Consider the following 21,002-nt stretch of genomic DNA (forward strand, 5'->3'; position numbering starts at 1 on the left):
GAAAATAGGTTAGCACAAAATGAGCTAAAACATAAGTCTTTTAGATGTAGTATTTTAAATAAGTAATTAAATACCATTTTTTTTAACTAATTACGACAATAATAGTTGCAATATTTCTGAAAATATTGAACAATAAGCTTAACGTTTCGACTATCGAAAGATAAAGGGGAGAAGGATACAATGACAACATTTAAAGACTATGAATATAAAAAACCAGATTTAACAACTACTAAAAGTAAATTCCACAAACTTTTAGAGGAATTTAAAGCTGCTCAAACAGTAGAAGATCAAAGTGCAGTGATCAGTGCTATTAATGAATTACGTAATAATTTTTCTACACAATCTACTTTAGTAGAAATTCGTGCTTCTATTGATACAAATAATGAGTTTTATCAAAAAGAGAGAGACTATTTCGATGAAATTAACCCTGAGATGGATGATTTAGTCACTGAATACTATAAAGCTCTAACAACTTCAGCGTTTAAACAAGAATTGCAAGAGAAGTGGGGACAGCAATTATTTGATTTAGCAGAATACCAAATTAAGTCATTCTCACCTGAGCTTATTTCATTGATGCAAAAAGAGAACAAACTAACGTCGGAGTATTCTAAATTAGTAGCTTCAGCCCAAATTGATTTTAATGGTGAAGTATTAACGCTTGCACAATTAGGTCCTTATGGAGAATCGACAAACGCTGAAACTCGTAAAAAAGCAAAAGAAGCAAGCTTTGGTTTCTTTAAGGAAAATGAAGCTAAATTTGATGAGATATATGATGAGCTTGTAAAAGTACGTCATGAAATGGCTGTGAAATTAGGTTATAAAAACTTTGTTGAACTAGGTTATATTCAAATGAATCGTATTGATTATAACGCTGAAATGGTGAAAAAATTCCGTGATCAAGTACGAGATTATATTGTTCCTGTAGCAAATAAATTATATGAACGCCAAGCAAAACGCATTGGTGTAGATAAATTAAAATACCAAGACGAAGGATTAAATTTCTTAACAGGTAACGCAACACCAAAAGGAACACCTGAATGGATTGTGGAAAACGGTAAAAAAATGTATGAAGAGTTATCCCCAGAGACTGCTGAATTCTTCAATTGCATGATTGACAATGATTTGATGGATTTAGTAGCGAAGAAAGGAAAAGAGGGGGGCGGTTATTGTACATTTATCGATGATTACGAAGCACCGTTCATTTTCTCGAACTTTAATGGTACTTCTGGTGATATTGATGTGTTAACACATGAAGCAGGCCATGCTTTCCAAGTATATACGAGCCGTAATATTGGTATCCCAGAATATATTTGGCCGACATTTGAGTCTTGCGAAATCCATTCTATGAGTATGGAATTCTTCACTTGGCCGTGGATGGAGCTATTCTTTAAAGAAGATACTGAGAAATACAAATTTGCTCATCTAAGTGGTGCATTATTATTCTTGCCGTATGGTGTAGCTGTAGACGAGTTCCAACATGTAGTTTATGAAAACCCTGAAATGACACCAGCAGATCGAAAAGCTGCTTGGAAGAAAATAGAGGAAATTTACTTACCACACCGTGACTATGATGGTATTGAATATGTAGAGCAAGGTGGTTTCTGGCAGCGTCAAGCACATATTTATGCTAGCCCGTTTTATTATATTGATTACACGTTAGCGCAGATCTGTGCATTCCAATTCTGGAAACGTTCAAGAGAGAATCACGAGGAAGCATGGGCAGATTATATCCACCTTTGCCAATTAGGAGGTTCACAATCTTTCACTAATCTTGTAGCGGAAGCGAATCTAGTATCACCGTTTGAAGAAGGGTGTGTGGAATCTGTCATTGATTCGATTGAGGAATACCTAAATTCAGTTGAGGATGACAAATTGTAAAAGGTATCTAGAAAACTATTTACTTTCGTTAGATAAATAAAAAATTTAAATAGTTAAAATTAAAAGTATTGAAGAGAATTGAGTAAAATGAAAGCATCAAAAATAACTCTTGATTGCCATATAGAACATATCTATTCAGCACCAGTATATATCTCGTCCTTTTTAATCATTTTAATGATTGAGAGGGCGAGTTTTTTTGCATTTATATTGTGGCTTATAAATTGATATAGTAGAAGACCATTTATAGCGTAGAAAAATAAAAAAGCCTTATTGAAATTAAGTTTTCAATAAGGCTTTCTTTACTTATTGTCCGATTTGCTCTCGACGTAGTTGATCGGAGTATTGCAGTATCGTTAGTGTATTATTGATGTTTTTTTGTGATCTGTTTGTGAGTTTTGCCTTTTTCATCGTTTCTCTCGTTAACAATGAGGCGGGATGTTGAGCACTCGGTGCAATATACAGCGTGTGGTCGCTTATATAAGAGCCCCCAGGCAAGTAATAGCGCATGCCGAGTAGATTATGTTCATATTGAAATAAGTTGTGTCCTATAAGCTGTGAAGTAGGTTCAATGCCAAGTATATTCAAAAGTGTAGGCATTAAATCTGTTTGACCACCAAGATGTGTAATTTGCTCATTGTCAAAAATTCCTGGTGCTGTGAATAGTACAGGTACTATGAATCGATCATTCAAATTGTAAGGATGACCAAGTAAATCTTCCAATAGCACTTGGTCTTCTTCTGTTACAGGTTTTCCATGCAAACCCGAATGATCACCATAAATGAGAATAACGGAATTATCATACAATCCTAAACGCTTAAGATTCGCAACAAACTGTCCAATTTGCCTATCTGTATAACGAACTGATTGTAAATAGTCTCCGACATATGTGTCGTTGAATTTCGTTGGTAAGTCTAGGTATTTGTAGCCTTCAGGCATGTTAAATGGCGTATGGCTGGTTAGTGTAATGATATTGGCGTAAACTCTATTGAATTGTTGTAACAAGCTTTGTACTTGTGATTCAGCAAAACGAAATGTAACTTCATCTGCGGGGCCAAAGCCGATAATTTGCTGTTCTGGAATATCCTCCGAAGTATAAATATGATCAAAACCGAGTGCAGGATATAGCTTATTACGATTCCAATACGATATATCATCTGCATGAAATGTGGCTGTACCGTAACCTTCTTCACTTAGCATTCGGGGCAAGGAATCAACCTTAGAATCCTTTAGCAAATTGACAGTAGGATCCATGCCTTCGGGATAAAGTCCTGTATGCATAGCCCATTCAGCATCTGAAGTGTTACCTGCACCGATTTGTTGGTAAACATTATTGAAATATGCACTATCTTCTAGTATCTTATTTAGATTTGGTGTAATTTCTTGGCCGTTAATATCACGGTTAATGACAAAGTTTTGTAACGATTCTACTTGAATTACAAAGACGTTTCGGTTTTTAGCTACGCCAAATGTTTTGTGCTGGTTAAATGGGACATAGTCATTGCCCTTTAGTTTTTCAAGATCGGCATCACTTAACTTTTCATGAGTAGCAAGTGCGACACCAAAGCTTCGTGCGTACAATTGGACGACTTGTGATTGTAAGTAACCGTTTTCTTTTGCGAAATAAGATACATCAATAAGAGGCTGTTTAAATGCACTTGCTGTCGATACGACACAGATACAAGTGAAGGCAAGTAGCCCTTTTCTAACGCCGGTGCAGTAAAGTTGCCGCTTGTCTTTTGTGAAATAACGAATTAGTGGCAACAACAAGACAATATCTAAGAAAAACAGGTAGTCATAAGGGGTTCCAAGTAAGGCAACGGTACCACCGACTGAATGAGATTGATAAATTTGCTTGACGTCATAATAAGACGGTAAAGTTGAAAAATAGCGAGTGTAATACAATATGACGATAAACAAAGTAGATAAAATAGTATTGAAAATCCATACAGCAAGCCATGTACGCTTTTTAAATAACACTACGACAAGAGTAAGTGCCAAAGCCCACATTGGATACTCTAGTAACACAATCTGAGTAACAGAGCGGTTGTGGAAAATCACCGTACGAAATGCGATTATCTTCACAAGTAATACGGTGAGAATGAGAGTATATGGATGTAGTAAGTCTTTCTTGGCCACATGAGCCCAATTGCTTTTCATTACACCATCACCTTTATGTAAAGTTCTACTAAATAACGTAACAACACCCAACTGGAAAATCAACTCATGTCACTGTAATTATTTATTTTTTTTAGAATATTTGTATTATTGTATTTTCTATTCTAACTGTTAGATTTCTTTTCCTGCATAAAATATCGTATACTTAATGATAAAATGGGCCTATTTAGGCGATAAGGAAGTGAAGTTTGTGACGAAAAAGTTATGGTTTCAAACAGGTGTCGGTATATTACTCGTTTTATTAATAGTTAAGTATTTTTTAGAAATTAAACATTTGTTTCATCCAGTGGTTATTATTGCAAGTGCAATTTTTACGCCACTTTTACTAGGCGGAATTTTATATTACATAACAGAGCCTATTCAGCGTTTTTTAGAGAAACATAAATTTCCGCGCTGGGCGAGTATTTTGACCATTATTATTGCATTAGTAGGAGCATTTGGGAGCATTGTCTCGTGGATTGGTCCTTCTATTGCAGAACAGTTGAATCATTTAATAAAGAGCACACCTTACCTAGCACGTGAAATTACAGATATGGCTGATTATATCCAAGATAATCGTGGAAGTTTTCCATCCCAAGTAAATGAATTCATAGATAAGATGGCAAACTCTATTCAAAAATACGCAGTTATGTCGAGTGTATTTTTAGTACAACTAATACAAACTATTTTGTCATGGGCATTTATCTTAATATTGGTGCCTTTCTTCTTTATTTTCATGTTAAAGGATCATGAGAAATTTGCGCCATCAATGTATAATCTGTTTTCTGGGAACCGTCGTGAATGGATAAAGAAAACACTGTCGGATATTGATGATGTGCTGCGTGCTTATATCCAAGGGCAGCTTCTAATTAGTTTATTGTTAGCTATTATGATGTGTATCGGTTATTTAATAATAGGATTAGATTACGCATTATTATTGGTTGTTTTTGCCTTTTTTATGAATATCATTCCATTCATTGGACCGTGGATTGCATTTGTGCCAGCGCTAATCATCGGATTTTTACAAGAACCTAAATTAGCTATCTGGGTGTGTGTTGTAACATTAGTAGCGCAACAGATCGATAGTAATTTAATCACACCGAATGTTATGGGGAAATCATTAGATATTCATCCACTGACTGTTATTACAATCATTTTAGCTGCAGGTAATATTGCAGGTTTCCTAGGTATTTTACTTGGTGTACCTGCTTATGCAGTTGGGAAAGTAATTGTAAAAAGCGTTTATGAACATCGTAAAGAAATTCGTTCAGCTGCAACAAAGAATGTGTAGGTGCCAAATATGGAAAGTGAATTATTAAGAATATTTAATGATGAACATGAACCTATTGGTGAGGCATCTAGAGAAGAGGTACACGCGAAAGGCTTTTGGCATGAGACTTTTCATTGCTGGCTTGTTAGTAAGATAGAAGATAAGTACTACCTTTATTTTCAGCTCAGAAGCGCTTGTAAGAAGGATTATGCAAGTCAGTTTGATATAACGGCCGCTGGGCATTTACTAGCGAATGAACGAGCTGAGGAAGGCATTCGTGAATTACAAGAGGAGCTTGGTTTGCCACTTACGGTTAATGATGTGAAAAAGCTTGGGGTATTTGAAACGCGTATTCAACAGCCACCGATGATTGATATGGAATTTGCCCATGTGTACTATGTATTTAGTGACGTAGACTTTGTAGGATTTCAATTACAAGAGGATGAGGTTGCTGGTATTGTTCGAGCAGAGCTTGGTACAGTGCAGGATTTCTACTCAGGTAAGATTAAAACTCTATATGTCGAGGGGTTTGAAATCATCGAAGGTGGAAAGAAGATACCTCTTGTAAAAAATGCTATATACGCTGATTTTGTTGAGCATAATGCATCCTATATGGATAATGTTTTAGTTAAATTAATGGAGGTTTTATAAGGGAAGCACGTTGCAGATGCAACGTGCTTTTTGTTTTTGAAGTATAGCCGTTGCCACAGGACGTGGCGGTTTTAGGCTATCTTCAATTATACGAGCCGCTTCAGCATTTAATATGCCTTAGCCCATACGACCATTTTTTCTGCGGGTTTGCTGCAACAGATACACACTTCTGAGATCTGTTCTTGTTTAAATGGCATACATCGGGAAGTTGCACCTGTTTCTTCTTTAATCTTATCTTCACACGCTTGGTCACCACACCACATGGCTTTGATAAATCCTTGTTTTTCTTCAAGTTGTGCTTTGAATGCATCAAATGTTTGAACGATAAATGTGTTTTCTTCACGGTGATTTAGTGCTTTATTGTATAAATCATTTTGTATTTCTTCTAACATTGCAGGTAATTTTACTTCTAGTTCATCAAGTGACACGATAATTTTTTCCCCTGAATCACGACGGGCTAGAACCACTTGATTATTTTCGATGTCCTTTGGTCCTACTTCAAGGCGTACTGGAATACCCTTCATTTCATACTCATTGAATTTCCAACCTGGTTTTTTATCACTAGCATCAATATTAACTCGTGCCACTTTTCCAAGACGTTCTTTTAAATCATAAGCAAAATCCAGGACGCCTTCTTTATGTTGAGCAATTGGAACAATCATTACTTGTGTGGGTGCAATACGTGGAGGAACGACTAGACCACGATCATCACCATGAACCATAATAAGTGCCCCTATTATACGTGTTGTGAAACCCCAAGATGTTTGATGAACAAATTGTTGTTTGCCTTCTTTATCAAGATATTTAATATCAAATGCACGTGCAAAACCATCTCCAAAATTATGTGATGTTCCTGATTGTAATGCTTTCCCGTCATGCATTAATGTTTCGATTGTGTAAGTGGATTCAGCGCCTGCGAATTTTTCCTTCTCAGTTTTTTGCCCTTTTAATACAGGGATAGCTAAGTACTCTTCACAAATTTGAGCATACACATTTAACATACGTAATGTTTCCTCTTGCGCTTCTTCTTGTGTAGCGTGAGCAGTGTGTCCCTCTTGCCATAAAAACTCAAGTGTACGCAAGAATGGACGTGTCGTTTTTTCCCAGCGTACAACATTAGCCCATTGGTTATAAAGCTTTGGTAGATCACGATAAGAATGAATAATATTAGCATAGTGTTCGCAGAATAGTGTTTCTGAAGTTGGACGTACAACTAAGCGCTCTTGTAGTTTTTCGTCCCCACCATGCGTAACCCATGCCACTTCCGGTGCAAATCCTTTTACGTGATCTTTTTCTTTTTGTAAAAGTGATTCAGGTATGAATAGAGGCATATAAACATTTTCATGACCTGTTTCTTTCAGTTTTGTATCGAGTTCATTTTTGATATTGTCCCACAATGCATAGCCATAAGGACGTATAATCATTGAACCACGAACGCTTGAATAATCGATTAAATCAGCTTTTGTTACAACGTCTGTATACCATTGAGCAAAATCCTCATCCATTGCTGTTACGTCTTTTACAAATTGTTTTGCCATTATAAACACCTCTTCTTTAAAATAAAAAGCCCCGCCTTAAACAAGGGACCCATTACGGCGGTACCACCCTTATTTAAAGCGAAGCTTTACTCTCGAACATGTTAACGACTGTCGCCGCGCCATTTTTCAATGACGAACTCGAAGGTAGGTTCAAGAAGCTGTTAATGAGAATCTTCCACCAATCAATCCTCTCTCTATAAAAACAGGTCATTCTTTACTAATCCTTGTCTTAGTTTCAATTATTGTTGTTTGTGATTATAGTATTGTCTAAATAGTATGTCAATACTATATAATATTATTCAAAAGATAGGGGAGTTGTGTTAATGAATAAAATTTACATTATTCGTCATTGTAAGGCTTATGGTCAAGAAAAAGAGGCAACTCTTACAAGTGAGGGTATTGAGCAGGCTAAACAATTAGCAGAGAGATTACAACAATACGATATAAAGAGAGTTATTTCTAGTCCGTTTACAAGAGCAATCCAAACGATAGAACCATTTTCCAAGAAAATGCAAATAGAAGTTGAACAGGATGAAAGACTAGCTGAACGTGTATTAAGTACACAAAATTTTGATGATTGGTTAGAAAAGTTGGAACAAACTTTTCTCGATGAAAACTTGAGGTTCATAGGTGGAGAATCAAGCAAAGAAGCAGTTGTACGAATTGAACAGTTAATCAAAGAATTACTCGAATCATCTATTGCTGATACTGCAATTGTTTCGCATGGCAATCTATTATCAATACTCATTACAAAATACAATTCGAAATTTGGTTTTACAGGATGGAAAACTATGAGAAATCCTGATGTATTTTTATTGACGAAAGATGGACAAGATGTTGATATAAAGCGAATTGATATGTAAAAAATGCTATACTAAAGGTTGAATGCAAACGAAAAAGGAGTATATTATGTTAACATTTGAACAAAAACAAGCGATCATCGAAAGTTTCCCTCAATTAACTCGTAAAGAAATTTCGATGAAACGATTAAATTATCACTTTGATGGTAGCCAATATGAGAAAAAAATTGTGGTAGAAAAATTACACCCAAACGGTAACGGTTTTGTTTACGTAGGGGATTTACTACGTTATAAAGCAGACGATCGTGGTTTAATAAATATCCGTGATTTCTCTGAGCAAGAGCTACGTGAAATTATCGAAGATTCCCTTATGTACTTATCTGAAATTGATGAAGTAGTTCCTGAAGTGAGAATTGAGCAAAGCTGGCGTAACCGTAATGATGACCAACTTCTTTTAGTAGAAGAAGATCCTTTTTGGAATGTATATCATGGCTTCAATTTAGAAGAAAGCTTCGGAACTCGTGATGATGCGGAAAACTATTTATATTCTGAAGGCTTTAAGCCGTCTAAAAAATGATGTTAACAATATCGTTTATTGGCGGTATTTGAACGACCACCAATGGACTTGCTGTTACTAGCTGATCCGTCTGAGCACATGATTGCACAATATATTCGCGATGGTAATTATTATATCGCGAGTATGGCGGGTGAGGATGTTGGGGTGGTCGTTTTGTTGATTCATAATACAGAAACCATCGAGGCAGTGAACATTGCTATAGCTGGAAAAGGTAAGAATATAATTTTGGTACGTCACTTATTCAGTAAGCCATAAGTGAAGCAACAGCTGGTTCGTCGAATTCTAATCGCTACGGGTAACTCTAGCATTGGTCAACTGGGGCTGTATCAAAAATGTGGATTCCACATGATTATTGGATTAATCATTATTAAGAAGAAATTTTTGAATATGGCATACAATGTCGAGGTCGGATAGTTCTCGCAAAAATGCTAAAGGAAGTAGGTAATTTTATGTCTGGTAAAAAAACAGTTATTGCATTAGTTACTGTCGTAATATTTGCAGTTATATTGATTGTCCTTTCAATTCAACTATTTTATAAGAATCATTCTAAGCATGGTTCCAAAGCATATTCATTGACTCCTAGTACTGTTCAATCTATAATTATCTCGAATTCAAGATATTGATTGTAGAATATAGATAGGGGGATTCTCCGTGCAACATATTTTCATTAAAGGTACTGATGATAGTAAGCCAACATTGTTGTTGCTACATGGCACTGGTGGGAATGAACATGATTTAATCTCTTTAGCAAAAGAGATTGATCCAACAGCTTCTCTTTTAGGTGTACGAGGAAATGTTGTAGAGAATGGCATGCCGCGCTTTTTCAGACGTTTAGCAGAAGGCGTTTTTGATATGGCTGATTTAGAGGTCCGTACAAAGGAATTGGCTGAATTTATCGACGGAGCAGCGGTGCGATATAGCTTCAATCGGGAGAATGTTGTAGCAATTGGCTATTCGAACGGGGCAAATATTGCAGGTAGTCTGTTATTCCGAAATGGGGCAATCGTGAAAGGTGCTATTTTGCATCATCCAATGGTTCCAAGAAGAGATATTGAAGTGCCAGTATTACCACAGTTACCAATTTGGATTGGTGCTGGTAAAAATGATTATATGTGCCCTCCTCAAGAATCTAAAGATTTAGAAGGATTGCTAACAGCAGCAGGGGCAGAAGTAGAGGTATATTGGAGCGATTATGGTCATCAGTTAACACATGATGAATTAAAAGCGGCAAAAGCTTGGTATGCAAATCACTTTTAATAAATATGAAAAGAGGCAACCTGATTATTAACAGGTTGCCTCTTTTTTATTTGCGATATTTCTTTTGAAACGGCATCCACCAGTTCCAGTCACCTAATAATTTCATCAGACTTGGTACGAGCATTAGACGTATAATTGTCGCATCAATAGCGATGGCAATGGCAATGCCGACACCTATTTGCTTCACAGGCATTACATCTGTGAAGGCAAATGCACCTGTAATAACAATCATAATTAATGCAGCAGATGTAATGATTTTACTTGTAGAAGTAAGTCCATCAATCGTAGCACGCGTATTACTCGCGCCTTTTTCATATTCTTCTTGAATTCTTGAAATCAGGAATACTTCATAGTCCATACTTAAGCCGAATACCAGGCAAAATGTAATAACCGGTATGATTAAAACAATTGTCCCTTCCTCTATGCCGAAATTTCCGTATTGGAATATATATACAAGGATTCCGAAAGCTGATGATAAGCCAATAATATTCATTAAAATAGCCTTTATAGGAATTAACACAGAACGGAATGCAAGCATTAGAATAAAGAATGTTGAAACAATAATAATGGATAAGGCTATAACGATTTTATTTGAAATTTCATCGAAAATTTCTTGATTAAATTTCGCTTCTCCACCAAGTTTAAAGTTCATGTTTAAATCTTTATTCGACCACTTTCTCACCCAATCTTGTGCCTTTGTAGAAGCTCCTTTAGCATCTAATGTAATGGGGATAAATAATTGATTATCATGTATAAATGTTTCTTTTAAGGGTTTTAGTTGCTCGCTAGCAGAAAGGTTTTTCATACTTTGCTGCCAGTCCTCTACGCGATTGATTTTAGATTCAGTGAAAATGGTCTTCACATCGAGGACTAAGGCATCTTTCTGTAATGCTTTTTGTAGCTCTAGGATGTCATTTAAACCAGCTTTGGAATCCCATCCATCTTCACGTTCTGCTAATAAATAAACTGTAGAGTTTTTGCCTAAATCAAATTCTTTTTGTAGTTTCTCAAAAGAAGTACGAGAATCGTATGAAGTTGGTAAAGCATCCATTTGTGGAATGGTTAGTTTCATATCCTTCACGGGGACAATACCTATTCCTAAGATAATCAAGGAAATAATAGCGATTGTCACGGGACGTTTCATGACTAGTGTTGCAAAACTACGCCAACGCGATACACTATTTGGTTTCACTCGAATAATCGTCCATTTATTTAAGTGATCACCTAGTAACAATATGCTTGCGGGTAACAAAGTTAATGAAGCAACAACTGCTAGGAAAACTGCAATCGTACCACCGAGTGCGATATTATGGAATATTTCTACTTGGATAACAATCATCGCACCGAGGCCAATCATGACACAAAATGCAGAAAAGATAATCGAGCGACCGGCAGTTTGAATAGTTGTTTGCACAGCTTGTTGAATGGTAGAGTGTAATCTTTCCTCACGATAACGATTGATAAATAACAAAGCGAAATCTATACTGAGTGCGAGTCCAAGCATAGGAATAATATTCATAATGAAGATGGATAAATTAAACTGTCCACTCAACATAGATAGTATGCCAAACGCAGATATGACGGTAATGATACCAATTACAATTGGTAGGAGTGAAGCAACAACACTACCAAATGCTAGTAATAACACAAGTAATGCAATGGGTAAACCAATTGCTTCTGCATTAGCTAAGTCCTTTTGACTGGCTGTATTAAGATCAGAAGAAATCACCGATCCACCTGTTATAGTAACTCCTTGTTTATTGTTTATTTTATCTCGAATTTTCGGGACTACAATTGACATATCCTCAATGGTATTATCGAAATTTAAAATAGCATAGGAGATATTTTTTTTATGAAGTTCCGAGTTCTGTAAAGGAGATTGAATAGAATCGATTTCCTCTACCTCTTCGATTTTCTGTAATGTCGCTTTAATATCGTCGTCTTTGACTTTATCAAATACGACAAATATAGTTTCAGCAGGTAGTCCAAATTCTGCTGTTAGTTCGTTCATAACCGCTTGATGATCGCCATTAACTTTAAAACCATCGCCTTTCAATTGACCAGGTAACTGAATAGCGAAGTATGCAAAGATAATGAACAATGCACACCAAATCGTTGCGATTATTTTATAATATTTTGTTATAAATCGAGATAAGCCTTGCAAATGTATGTACCACCTTTCTTAAACAGCTCTATGGATTAGTGTAAAGCATACTGTCTAGCTTTGTCGTTAAACAGTCAAAATTTTTTACATAAAAAAAGTTCCCATCCGATAGCGAATGGAAACCTAGTATGGTAATTATTAAATAAATAAGTTGAGAACAAAAAAGATAGCTGCTCCCATTAATGCAGATGTTGGCAAAGTGATTATCCACGTAATAACAATTTTCCTTGCTACGCCCCATTTAACCCCTTTTACACGTTGAGCCGAACCAACCCCCATGATAGAAGTGGAGATAACATGTGTTGTACTTACAGGTAAGTGAAGCTGTGTAGCACCAAAAATAACAGCAGCAGAAGCTAAATCAGCAGCTGCTCCGTTAACAGGTCGGATTTTCATAATTTTACCGCCAACAGTTTTGATAATTTTATATCCACCAATGGATGTACCTAATCCCATTGCAGTTGCAGCTGCGATACGTACCCACATTGGAATATCGTCACCAGTTTGTAATCCAGCAGCAATTAAAGCCATTGTGATAATACCCATTGATTTTTGAGCATCGTTTGTACCGTGTGTAAAAGATTGTATCGCAGCAGTGAAAATCTGTAGCCTGCGGAATCCTTTATTAGTACGGTATAAGTTTAAGTCTTTGAATAACACTTTGAAAATGGACATCATGATAAAACCAGCAAAGAAAGCAATAAATGGTGAGTAGATTAATGCTTTAATAATTTTGATAAATCCTTCATAGTTTAAAACAGCAAAACCTGCAGCAGCAATTGCTGCACCAGCTAAGGAGCCGATTAGGGCATGCGATGAACTAGATGGAATGCCATAATACCAAGTTACTAAGTTCCAAATAATTGCGGATAGCAAAGCAGCTAAAATAATGACAACCCCGTTATCAAGTGAAAAAGGGTCAACGATATCTTTGGCCAATGCTTTTGCTACGCCTGTAAATGTGATTGCACCTATAAAGTTCATAGTTGCGGCCATTAAGACAGCTACACGAGGAGGTAATGCACGTGTAGAAACAGCAGTTGCGATGGCATTTGCAGTATCGTGAAAACCATTAATGAAGTCGAATAATAATGCGAAAACTACAACAAGAATGGTTAAAAATAGAACAGTATCCAATATATCTACATCTCCTAGGCGTTACGCATTATAATTGTATCCATTGTATTTGCAACATCTTGGCAGTAATCAGCTACTTCTTCAAGTTGTTCATAAATATCTTTGAATTGAATTATGCGAATAGGATCTTTTTCATGTAAGAATAGTTGTTTAATTGATGTGCGAAGAACGTCATCACATTTGCGCTCATAGTCTTTAATGAGGATGGAATGATCACGCATATCGATCAGTTTTTTGTTTGTTAAATGTCCCATTGCTGCGACGATTTCATCTGTACTTTTTACGATGTATTTAAGGAAATCACGCATATAGTCGTCTACCTCTGTTAATGAGAACATTTCGAAGTGGGCGATACAGCCTTCAATGCCATCAAGAACATCATCCATACGTACAGCTAATTCCAAAATATCTTCACGTTCGATCGGTGTCATAAATGATTTGTTTAACATGAAAATTAATTCATGAATTAATTTATCTCCATCGGTCTCATACTGTTTTAATGTTACGCTAAGCTCTTTTAAATCTGCGATGCTTGTAATTTTAAAATCATCTGCATAATGTACAGCTTCATTAACTGTTTCTGCAATTTTCAATAGCGACGCAAAAAAAGGGTCTTGTTTTTTTGAGCTAAACATGTGAATCCTCCTAGGTTGAATCTCAACTTATCAATCTCTTTTAACGCTACACAATCATATCAAAATGCAATAGGAATCCCCACATTATTTACATAATTTCGACTAAAATTTACATTCCCGTAACATTAGAAATAATTCAAAATAAAATGTGTAAAATATTTGAAAAAAAACGAAACTTTCCTTCTACTTAACCGTATAACTTATTGTGAGGAAAATAACATAAGTATGAGAGGTGAGTCTAATAGAACTGTTTGGTATAGCAATCCAACAAGTGTATTTATATTCCCTAATAATTCTTGCAGTATGCATGGTCTTATTTTTATTTTTTGGAGATGTAATTGATGGTGTTGGAGAAGGTATTCCGTTTTTTAATCCAGCGGTTATTCTTTCTTTTCTAACATTCTTTGCAGCAATTGGTTTCATCTTGGAAAGTTTAACGTCATTTTCTAGTATCATGATCATCGCAATTGCAACAATTATCTCTACCGTATTAAGTGTATTGCTCTATTTCTTTATCTTATTACCACTTAAATCAGCAGAAGTATCAATGGCATATACAGATGAGTCATTGGCAGGGCAAATTGGTAAGGTGATCGTACCTATTCCTGTTGATGGGTTTGGTGAAGTTGTTATTGAAACTGTAAATGGTTTAATTTCAAAACGTGCTGTAGGTTATGATAATGAAGAAGTTGAGTATAACCAAAAAGTCCTTATAGTAGAAGTAAAAGAAGGCACGGTGTATGTCAGAGCATATGAGCCGATGTTTTCAAAATAGATTAAAGGGGGAAATGAAATGGATTTTGGAAATATAGGGTTATTAGTCGTTATAGGAATTGTAGCTTTTGTGTTATTGGCGATTATTGGTGTTTATGTTACGAAATACCGAACAGCAGGTCCAGATGAGGCGCTAATCGTAACTGGTAGTTACTTAGGATCAAAAAATGTACATACAGACGAATCAGGAAATCGAATTAAAATTATCCGTGGTGGTGGTACATTCGTACTTCCTGTATTCCAGCAAGCGGAACCATTAAGCTTATTATCAAGTAAACTAGAAGTCACAACACCTGAAGTATATACAGAGCAAGGTGTTCCAGTAATGGCGGATGGTATTGCAATCATTAAAATCGGCGGTTCTATTTCTGAAATTGCGACAGCAGCAGAGCAGTTCTTAGGAAAACCTAAAGAAGAACGAGAGAATGAGGCGAAGGAAGTTTTAGAAGGCCATCTACGTTCGATCTTAGGTTCTATGACAGTTGAAGAAATATATAAAAATCGCGATAAATTCTCACAAGAAGTTCAACGTGTTGCATCACAAGATTTAGCTAAAATGGGTTTAATCATTGTATCGTTTACAATCAAGGATGTACGTGATAAAAACGGTTACTTAGATTCATTAGGGAAGCCAAGAATCGCACAAGTAAGACGTGACGCTGACATTGCAACAGCAGAGGCCGAAAAGGAAACACGTATTAAACGTGCTGAATCAGATAAAGAAGCGCAAAAAGCAGAGCTTGAACGTGCCACTGAAATTGCAGAAGCAGAAAAAGAAAACCAATTAAAAGTAGCTGAATTCCGCCGCGAGCAAGATGTCGCTAAAGCCCGTGCTGACCAAGCATATGAATTAGAATCAGCTAAAGCAAAACAAGAAGTAACAGAACAGGAAATGCAAGTTCGTATTATCGAGCGTCAAAAACAAATTGAATTAGAAGAAAAAGAGATTCTTCGTCGTGAGAAACAATACGATTCTGAAGTGAAGAAAAAAGCGGACGCGGATCGTTATGCAATAGAGCAAAATGCAGCAGCAGATAAAATGAAACAATTAGCTCAAGCTGATGCGGAGAAATATAGCATCGAAGCAAGAGCGAAAGCTGATGCAGAAAAAGTACGTTTAGATGGTCTTGCAAAAGCTGACTCAGAGCGCGCACAAGGTGAAGCAGAAGCAGATATTATCCGCCTTAAAGGTCTTGCAGAAGCAGAAGCGAAACGTAAAATTGCCGAAGCATTCGAGCAATACGGCCAAGCAGCTGTGCTCGATATGGTTATCCACATGATGCCTGAGTATGCGAAACAAGTTGCTAGCCCGCTTTCAAATATCGACAAAATAACAGTTGTTGATACAGGAAGTGGTGGTGAAGGTGGCAGTGGTGCTAACAAAGTCACTGCTTATGCAACCAACTTAATGTCTACTTTACAAGAATCTCTTAAAGAGACATCAGGAATTGATATGAAAGAACTAATAGAAAACTACTCAGGCAAGGGTACCATTCGTCCAAGTATCGAAAGATTGGCAGATGAAGTTCAAGGTAAGTCAACTGCATCTACAACTGCAGTTTTAGAACCAAAAGAAGAAGCTTAAATGAAAGAGCTGGCTCATGAAAATGAGTCAGTTTTTTATGTATAAAAAGATGAGGATCTGTTTAACAATATAGAAAAGCTTACTACCTACTGATAATGTAAATTATTTGTCATAAAAGTTTTGATACTTATTAAGGTACAATAGGGGAAAAGTGTATGAAGGAGTTATTAGTAATGAAATTTAAATGGTTAACGTTATTACTAGCTGGTTCAATGTTATTGACTGCTTGCAGTAGTGGTGAGGACAAGGCAGATGCGCCGGTAAAACAAGAACAACACAATGTAGAAGCAGGACATCAACACACTGTAGCCAATGGTGATATTCAAGAGACAACACCTTCAGCAGAAGTTCTACCAAGCTTTTTAGATAAACAGTCTGAAGATTTGAAACTTGTTTATAAAGCAACAGGTCAAGCAACGGAAATTTTAAAATGGATACCTTGCTACTGCGGATGTGGAGAAAGTGCTGGCCATAAAAGTAATATGAACTGCTTTATTAAAGAAGTAAAAAAGGACGGTTCAATCGTTTGGGATGATCATGGGACACGCTGTGTAGCTTGTGTAGAAATAGCAATCCAATCAATTAAAATGGCGCAAGAGGGTAAGTCATTAAAAGAGATTCGCGATGTAATTGATGAAGCTTATAAAGAAGGTTACGCTAAACCAACGCCAACACCAACACCAGCTTAATATAATTCTCAAACCTTGTACTAGCTTTTGCGTGCAGGGTTTTTTTATATCTCTTATGCAAACAGCATTTAGGACATTTCAATAAGAAAGCGTTATCATAAATAATAGAAAGGTAATAAATTTCGTAGAAAAACAAGGGAGATGGATGATTTTGGATTATCGTATTGAACATGATTCTATGGGAGAGATAAAAGTACCATCAGCACATAAATGGGGAGCTCAAACACAGCGTAGTAAGGAGAATTTTAAAATTGGTACAGAACAAATGCCAATTGAATTTATTTATGCGTATGCACTTCTAAAAAAAGCGGCAGCTACTGTCAGTGCTAAAATTGGTAATCTGTCACAAGTTAGGGCCAATGCCATTGTACACGCAGCTGATGAGATTATGGCAGGTAAATGGGATGGAGAATTCCCGCTTGTCGTGTGGCAAACGGGTAGTGGTACGCAAACTAATATGAATGTCAATGAAGTGATCGCCCATCTTGGAAATGCATATTTGCAAAAACAAGGTAGTGATGAAAGACTGCACCCAAATGATGATGTTAACAAATCTCAAAGCTCTAACGACTCATTTCCGACAGCTATGCATATTGCAGCTATTACTGTTGTTACGAATGATTTACTACCAGCTCTACAAGAGATAAAAGAAACATTGCAGGCGAAAGCTGAGCAATTTAAAATGACGATTAAAATTGGCCGTACGCATTTGCAAGATGCAACACCTTTAACACTGGGTCAAGAGATAAGTGGATGGTTGCATATGATTGAGAAATCAGAGCAAATGATTAAGCAAAGCAAAGAGCATTTACTAGAGCTTGCGATTGGAGGAACGGCAGTAGGGACGGGTATCAATGCACCTAGTGGATTCGGTGACAGAGTAGCTAAAGCTTTAGATGAAGAAACAGGACTCCATTTCATTTCATCTAAAAATAAATTTCATGCGCTCACTAGCCATGACCAAATTGTTCATGTGCATGGTGCTTTAAAGGGCTTGGCAGCAGATATGATGAAAATTGCCAATGATGTTCGTTGGCTTGCAAGTGGTCCTCGAAGTGGTATTGGCGAAATTACCATTCCTGAAAATGAACCGGGTAGCTCTATTATGCCTGGTAAAGTAAACCCAACACAATGTGAAGCCGTTACGATGGTGGCAACTCAAGTTATGGGCAATGATGTGACGATTGGTATTGCAGCTAGCCAAGGGAATTTTGAACTCAATGTATTTAAGCCTGTTATTCTATACAACTTCATGCAATCTGTCAGTTTGTTAAGCGATGTTATCCGAAGCTTTAACGAACACTGTTTAGTAGGCATTGAGGCAAATGAAGAAAAACTAGACCATTTTGTGAAAAATTCACTTATGTTAGTGACGGCACTTAATCCACATATTGGTTATGAAAATGCAGCAAAAATAGCGAAGCATGCACATAAAAATGACCTAACATTAAAAGAAGCAGCTCTTGAAACAGGATTATTAACTGAAGCTCAATTTGATGAAATAGTAGACCCAGTGAAAATGATTAAATTTTAAATTACAACATTAAAAAGCCTTGTACAACAGCAGAAGAAATACTGCTGAGTGCAAGGCTTTTTATTATTATTTAATATAGTGATTACTTACAAGGTCTTTTTGTATAATATTTGTTGGGATTTTGAATTTTACAGCACCCATATAGCCTGGTGCCACCTCATATTGATCAAAGTAGATGATAAGCTCATTATTCTCCGTAATAGTGAAGTTTTGATCTGCTTTAATTTTGTCAAAGCCATCGTTTGCATCTGATTCTCCTACAATTAGGTAGATTTTCTCAACATCAGCAGCCATTTGTTTACGCATTTCATCTTTAATATAATTTGAGATGGTTTCGATATAGGCATTATCTTTGAATAGACTTGGTAAAGTAATGAGTAATTCATTCTTTTTGTCTATTGTATCGTTGTGAATTGTCTCATAGCTTGAAGCTTGTGTTTCTACTGTATAACGACTAATTGAAAGTAAATCTTCTGTATCTGTTAATACTTTATAGCCGACGTCTACCCCTAAGTGTCCTCCGCCTCGTTCTTCAATTTTGGCCATTTTCTTTTGGAACTGAGCAAATAGCTTAGCATTTTCATGCTCGTATTTTGAATTCAATGTTGCTTCCAATTCTTTGTTCTCAAGACCCGTAATTTGAGGAGTTGAAATGTTGGCTTGCGAATTGTCGTTACCATCAGCTATTTCATGAATAGTGATAACTTGGACAATTGAATTTAAGACAGGAATGTTAGACATTGATTGTGCAAAGGCTGGACTTATGTTTACACTACCTGCAAATAATATTGCAGCAGCTGCGGCCCCTAGTCCAAAAATTTTAAAAGGGTTCATTTTTTTTCGGTTATTGTTTTTCATTGGATTAGCTTCCTTTATTGCTTTTTGGACAACAAAATTTAGTTCATCAGGAATTTCAATATTGTCGAATCTTTTTTTGGCGTCGTCAATTTTACTCATGATTCCACATCCTCTTTCATTTCTATGCGTAGCTTACGCAATGCGGCATAAAGCCTTGTTTTAATTGTGTTGCTATTTTCCCCGAGCATTTCGGCAATATCATCGATTTTCATATCCTCGAAGAAGCGCAAGATGATAATGGTTTTGTAAGTAATGGGTAAATGATCAATGGCGTCATATAAATCTAAATCATGTAAATTATTTTCTTGGATGGGTAAATGAAAATCTATAATTTCATCTGGAGAGGCAATTGTTCGTTTATTTCTTTTTAAATAATCGATAGATGTATTGATTAAAATACGGTAAAACCATGTTTTAATATATTCAATTTGCTCTATATAGTCGATTGATTTGAGTGCTTTGACAATGCTCTCCTGTACGATATCTAGTGCATCTACTTTATTTTTGATATAGCTAAATGCTAGCCGATAATATAAATGCTGATTTTCTATGATAAATGCTTCTACAAGCTTGTATTTTTCCTCTTTTGTCATGACCAGTTAAACTCCTTCACAAATATAGCGTATCGCGAAAACACTACAATATTTTGACTTGGAAGTATCTCAAAAAGTTTGCATCTATCAAAATTTAATTGAAAACCTTAACGCCACTATATCTAATCTTAAGAAATTCTTCATCTTTACCCTTCTTTTTCCTTAAGAATCTACGTGTATACTTAATTTCAGTAAGTAAGTGGAGAGGGGCTTAAATAAATTGATAGAAATAAAAAATGTGAGTCATACATTTGCTATAGGAAAAAAAGGAAAAGAAAAGAAAGTACCTGTGTTGAAGGATCTATCATTCGATGTGGCAAAAGGAGAAATAGTTTCTATTGTTGGTAAGAGTGGATCTGGTAAATCGACTTTGCTAAATACTATCGCTGGTTTTATGACACCTGAGCATGGGTCAATCGTTATCAACGGTCAAGAAACAACATCTATGAGTGAGATTACTCATGCACAGTTTCGTTTAGAAAATTTCGGTTTTATCTTTCAAAATTTTCAATTGATGCCTGGTTTAACAGCATTTGAAAATATTGAATTACCGCTGAAAATTAAAGGTATCCCGTCGGCAAAGCGTAAAGTTAAGGTGAAAGAACTATTACAACAAGTTGGACTTGAGAACGTTTCAGATCATTATCCAAATGAATTATCAGGTGGACAGCAACAACGTGTTAGTATTGCTCGTGCATTGGTAACTAATCCCCCTATATTATTAGCGGACGAGCCTACAGGAAGCTTAGATTCGGAAACAGAGCAAGATATTTTACTCCTTATTCAAAGCCTTAACAAAGCGTTGAATTTAACGTTTGTCATTATTACACATGATGAAGAAGTGGCTAATATTGCACATCGCAAATTCAGAATGCACGATGGCGAATTAGTGAAGGAGGTATTGTAAT

At 36.1% G+C, this 21,002-nt stretch carries 20 protein-coding genes and 1 other annotated feature; of the genes, 13 read left to right on the forward strand and 7 right to left on the reverse strand.

From position 1 onward, the window contains the following. Window positions 1-180 precede the first annotated feature (180 nt). Entirely contained in the window at window positions 181-1,878 is a 1,698-nt protein-coding gene (locus tag ACQKM9_RS12125) for a M3 family oligoendopeptidase (protein ID WP_427734595.1), read from the forward strand. Window positions 1,879-2,181: 303 nt separating this feature from the next. On the opposite strand, the gene ACQKM9_RS12130 is transcribed toward ACQKM9_RS12125, so the two are convergent. Beyond that, window positions 2,182-4,035 carry an LTA synthase family protein gene (locus tag ACQKM9_RS12130; protein WP_427734596.1) on the reverse strand — a complete coding sequence of 618 codons (1,854 nt, stop codon included), beginning with the start codon at window positions 4,033-4,035 and terminating at the stop codon, window positions 2,182-2,184. A gap of 208 nt (window positions 4,036-4,243) precedes the next feature. Between ACQKM9_RS12130 and ACQKM9_RS12135 the strand changes: the two genes are divergently transcribed. Then, window positions 4,244-5,323, forward strand: coding sequence for an AI-2E family transporter (locus ACQKM9_RS12135; RefSeq protein ID WP_427734597.1), 1,080 nt, complete (start codon window positions 4,244-4,246; stop codon window positions 5,321-5,323). 9 nt (window positions 5,324-5,332) lie between these two features. Further along, window positions 5,333-5,953 (forward strand): NUDIX hydrolase, encoded by a 621-nt coding sequence (locus tag ACQKM9_RS12140; protein ID WP_427734598.1) that lies wholly within the window; start codon window positions 5,333-5,335, stop codon window positions 5,951-5,953. Between the two features lie 107 nt (window positions 5,954-6,060). Here ACQKM9_RS12140 and proS read toward each other — a convergent pair whose 3' ends face one another. Then, window positions 6,061-7,491, reverse strand: coding sequence for a proline--tRNA ligase (proS, locus tag ACQKM9_RS12145; protein WP_427734599.1), 1,431 nt, complete (start codon window positions 7,489-7,491; stop codon window positions 6,061-6,063). 40 nt (window positions 7,492-7,531) lie between these two features. Beyond that, window positions 7,532-7,731: a binding site (T-box leader), on the reverse strand. Between the two features lie 83 nt (window positions 7,732-7,814). Between proS and ACQKM9_RS12150 the strand changes: the two genes are divergently transcribed. The 5 genes from ACQKM9_RS12150 (at window position 7,815) to ACQKM9_RS12170 (ending at window position 10,125) form a co-directional block, all read left to right on the forward strand. After that, window positions 7,815-8,354: a histidine phosphatase family protein gene (locus ACQKM9_RS12150; RefSeq protein ID WP_427734600.1), complete on the forward strand. Its 540-nt coding sequence runs from the start codon at window positions 7,815-7,817 to the stop codon at window positions 8,352-8,354. 46 nt (window positions 8,355-8,400) lie between these two features. After that, a complete protein-coding gene (locus ACQKM9_RS12155; protein ID WP_427734601.1) occupies window positions 8,401-8,868 on the forward strand; it encodes a hypothetical protein in 468 nt (155 codons plus the stop codon). Window positions 8,869-8,916: 48 nt separating this feature from the next. After that, window positions 8,917-9,123 (forward strand): hypothetical protein, encoded by a 207-nt coding sequence (locus ACQKM9_RS12160; protein ID WP_427734602.1) that lies wholly within the window; start codon window positions 8,917-8,919, stop codon window positions 9,121-9,123. Continuing rightward, complete coding sequence (locus ACQKM9_RS12165) at window positions 9,124-9,282, forward strand: hypothetical protein (RefSeq protein WP_427734603.1); 159 nt, start codon at window positions 9,124-9,126, stop codon at window positions 9,280-9,282. It abuts the gene before it with no gap. A 237-nt stretch (window positions 9,283-9,519) separates the two neighbouring features. Further along, entirely contained in the window at window positions 9,520-10,125 is a 606-nt protein-coding gene (locus tag ACQKM9_RS12170; RefSeq protein ID WP_427734604.1) for an alpha/beta hydrolase, read from the forward strand. 46 nt (window positions 10,126-10,171) lie between these two features. Here ACQKM9_RS12170 and ACQKM9_RS12175 read toward each other — a convergent pair whose 3' ends face one another. The 3 genes from ACQKM9_RS12175 to ACQKM9_RS12185 form a co-directional block, all read right to left on the reverse strand. Further along, entirely contained in the window at window positions 10,172-12,289 is a 2,118-nt protein-coding gene (locus tag ACQKM9_RS12175; protein WP_427734605.1) for an MMPL family transporter, read from the reverse strand. A gap of 138 nt (window positions 12,290-12,427) precedes the next feature. Continuing rightward, on the reverse strand, window positions 12,428-13,426 hold the full coding sequence (locus ACQKM9_RS12180; protein WP_427734606.1) for an inorganic phosphate transporter: 999 nt from the start codon (window positions 13,424-13,426) through the stop codon (window positions 12,428-12,430). 14 nt (window positions 13,427-13,440) lie between these two features. Next, window positions 13,441-14,061: a DUF47 domain-containing protein gene (locus ACQKM9_RS12185; RefSeq protein ID WP_038186284.1), complete on the reverse strand. Its 621-nt coding sequence runs from the start codon at window positions 14,059-14,061 to the stop codon at window positions 13,441-13,443. A 241-nt stretch (window positions 14,062-14,302) separates the two neighbouring features. Between ACQKM9_RS12185 and ACQKM9_RS12190 the strand changes: the two genes are divergently transcribed. The 4 genes from ACQKM9_RS12190 to fumC all read left to right on the forward strand — a co-directional run bounded on the left by ACQKM9_RS12190 (window position 14,303) and on the right by fumC (window position 18,643). Further along, window positions 14,303-14,836 carry a hypothetical protein gene (locus tag ACQKM9_RS12190; RefSeq protein ID WP_427734638.1) on the forward strand — a complete coding sequence of 178 codons (534 nt, stop codon included), beginning with the start codon at window positions 14,303-14,305 and terminating at the stop codon, window positions 14,834-14,836. 18 nt (window positions 14,837-14,854) lie between these two features. Beyond that, window positions 14,855-16,420 carry an SPFH domain-containing protein gene (locus ACQKM9_RS12195; RefSeq protein WP_427734607.1) on the forward strand — a complete coding sequence of 522 codons (1,566 nt, stop codon included), beginning with the start codon at window positions 14,855-14,857 and terminating at the stop codon, window positions 16,418-16,420. A gap of 173 nt (window positions 16,421-16,593) precedes the next feature. Then, window positions 16,594-17,109 carry a PCYCGC motif-containing (lipo)protein gene (locus ACQKM9_RS12200; RefSeq protein WP_427734608.1) on the forward strand — a complete coding sequence of 172 codons (516 nt, stop codon included), beginning with the start codon at window positions 16,594-16,596 and terminating at the stop codon, window positions 17,107-17,109. 151 nt (window positions 17,110-17,260) lie between these two features. After that, window positions 17,261-18,643, forward strand: coding sequence for a class II fumarate hydratase (fumC, locus tag ACQKM9_RS12205; protein WP_427734609.1), 1,383 nt, complete (start codon window positions 17,261-17,263; stop codon window positions 18,641-18,643). A 66-nt stretch (window positions 18,644-18,709) separates the two neighbouring features. Here the strand turns inward: fumC and ACQKM9_RS12210 are convergent, their stop codons facing one another. Together ACQKM9_RS12210 and ACQKM9_RS12215 are read right to left on the reverse strand one after the other, a co-directional pair. Beyond that, the gene (locus ACQKM9_RS12210) at window positions 18,710-19,600 is read right to left on the reverse strand and encodes an RsiV family protein (protein WP_427734610.1); all 891 of its coding nucleotides are present in this window, start codon (window positions 19,598-19,600) and stop codon (window positions 18,710-18,712) included. Next, complete coding sequence (locus ACQKM9_RS12215) at window positions 19,597-20,094, reverse strand: RNA polymerase sigma factor (RefSeq protein ID WP_427734611.1); 498 nt, start codon at window positions 20,092-20,094, stop codon at window positions 19,597-19,599. The genes ACQKM9_RS12210 and ACQKM9_RS12215 overlap by 4 nt, the downstream gene beginning before the upstream one ends. A gap of 220 nt (window positions 20,095-20,314) precedes the next feature. Between ACQKM9_RS12215 and ACQKM9_RS12220 the strand changes: the two genes are divergently transcribed. Continuing rightward, complete coding sequence (locus ACQKM9_RS12220; RefSeq protein WP_427734612.1) at window positions 20,315-21,001, forward strand: ABC transporter ATP-binding protein; 687 nt, start codon at window positions 20,315-20,317, stop codon at window positions 20,999-21,001. The last annotated feature ends 1 nt before the right edge of the window (window position 21,002 follow it).

This window comes from Viridibacillus sp. NPDC093762 (assembly GCF_050279675.1).
Lineage (GTDB): Bacteria > Bacillota > Bacilli > Bacillales_A > Planococcaceae > Viridibacillus.